Here is a 2,114-nt window from a genome sequence, read left to right on the forward strand (position 1 = left end):
CAAGGCCATTGCCTACACCGAGACGCGCTTCGAGATGGTGAAGGGCGAGGTGGAGTTCGAGGGGATGCCGGCGGCGTACGGCCTGATGGCCCTGCGCGGCGCGAACGTGGCCGAGGGCGCGCGTCTGGCGGGCGTGTCCGAGGAGGCGGTGCGTACCCAGCCCGAGGCCAACATCCGGGCCGCCGCGGCGCTGCTCTCCGCGCATGCGGACGAGCTGGGTGTCAACCGCGCGGAGCTGGGCGCGTGGGCTCCCGCGGCGGTGAAGCTCAGCGGCATCACCCACGCGGACGCGCAGGCCAACTACGTGCACGCCGAGGTGTATGACGTGCTGCGCAAGGGAGTCGTGGCCAGCACCCCCGAGGGCCATGTCGCCGTCTCGCTGATGCCCGAGGCCGGCGTGCAGGCGCAGTTCACCTCGCCGCGTGTGCGTGCGATGAGCGCGGACTACGCGCCCGCCATCTGGCGCCCGTCCCCCAACTACAACGCGCGCCCCTCTGGCACGGACATCTCGATGGTGGTCATCCACACCTGCGAGGGTGGCTACTCGGGCTGCTGGAGCTGGCTGGCCAACTCGTCGGCCGGCGCCAGCGCGCACTACGTGGTGAACGAGGCGGGGACGGAGATCACCCAGCTGGTGACCGAGGCCAACCGCGCCTGGCACGTGGCGGCCAGCTACAGCTGCAGCCTCAACGGCAGCGTGATGTGCGGCCTCAACGGCGTGTCGGTGAACAACTTCTCGGTGGGCATCGAGCACGGCGGCTACGCCAGCCAGACGTCCTTCCCCACCGGGCAGATCGACACCTCGGCGAAGCTGACGTGCGACATCACGCGTGACCGGACCGTGGTACGCGACAGCTACCACATCGTGGCGCACGGCCGCCTCCAGCCCTCCACCCGCACGGACCCGGGCCCCAACTGGCCGTGGTCGACGTACATCAGCAAGGTGAAGGCCGCCTGCGGCGACACCACCACGACGACGGGCCTCGTCATCGACAGCAACAACGCCAGCAACGACTCCACCAAGGGCTACATCCAGCTGTCGACCAACTGGGTCTCCTCCTCGGGCACGGCGGGCTACTACGGCTCGGGCTACTACCACGCCCCCACCGCGGCGGTGTCGGACGGGGCGGTCTTCCACTTCTACATGCCGGCGGCGGGCACGAAGACGATCGACGCCTGGTGGACCTCGGGCACCAACCGCTCGACGGCCGCTCCCTTCATCATCACCGACGCGGCCGGCACCAACCTGGCCACGGTGTACAAGGATCAGCAGACGGGTGGCGGCGCCTGGCAGACGCTCGGCACGTGGAGCTTCCCGGCTGGCTGGAACAAGGTGCAGCTGAGCCGGTGGGCCCCCGAGGGCTTCGTGGTCATCGCGGACGCCATCCGCGTGCGGTAAGGATGTGACGTGATGACTCGGGACTTCGCGAAGAGAGCGTGGCGGGGTGGGGCGCGGCGGCTGGCCGTGCTCGCCCTGCTCGGGGTTGGGTGCAAGGCGGGCGTGTGTGGAGGTGGCGCATCCAGCTCCGGTCCCCTCACCGAGGAGGAGCGGAAGGCGATGCCAGGTGTCATCGCCTTCATCTCCGAGCGGGCGCCCCAGAAGGATGTCTGGCTGGTGCGACCGACGGGTGAGGAGTCTCAGCTCACGCGCAGTCCCGAGGATGATTACCCCGGAGAGCCGTCTCCGGACGGCACGTCGTTGGTGGTGGTGGCCACGGCGGAAATTGGCGGCATGCACGTGGAGCAGTTGCGGCTGGTGCCGTTGGCGGGTGGCGAGACGGTGATGTTGTCGGAGCCACGAGGCCGGGCACGCAACGCGAGCTGGTCGCCGGACGGACGCTGGTTCGTGGCCGAGTCGGACCTGCAGGGCTTCAGCGACGTGGTGCGGCAGGAGCCGCGCGCGGGGGCCGAGATGGTGCGACTGGCGACGGCGCCCGAGGGCAACTTCGAGCCCAGCGTGTCTCCGGATGGGACGCAGGTGGTGTTCGCGTCCAGCCGCGAGGGGGACCCGGAAATCTACGTGATGAAGGCGGACGGCACGGACGTGCGCCGGCTGACGGCCTTCCACAAGGAGGACATGGCGCCGCGCTGGAGCCCGGACGGGAAGTGGATCT

1 protein-coding gene and 1 pseudogene are annotated in these 2,114 nt (G+C 69.8%); both read left to right on the forward strand.

The features are described from left to right. Positions 1 to 1,399 (forward strand): N-acetylmuramoyl-L-alanine amidase (locus tag VF794_RS03145; RefSeq protein ID WP_331107561.1); only part of this gene is annotated, 1,399 nt, incomplete at its 5' end. Between the two features lie 12 nt (positions 1,400 to 1,411). After that, positions 1,412 to 2,114, forward strand: a pseudogene (locus VF794_RS03150) (tolB protein precursor protein); the annotation flags it as partial.

Origin of the sequence: Archangium sp. (assembly GCF_036389735.1) — a bacterium.
Lineage (GTDB): Bacteria > Myxococcota > Myxococcia > Myxococcales > Myxococcaceae > Archangium.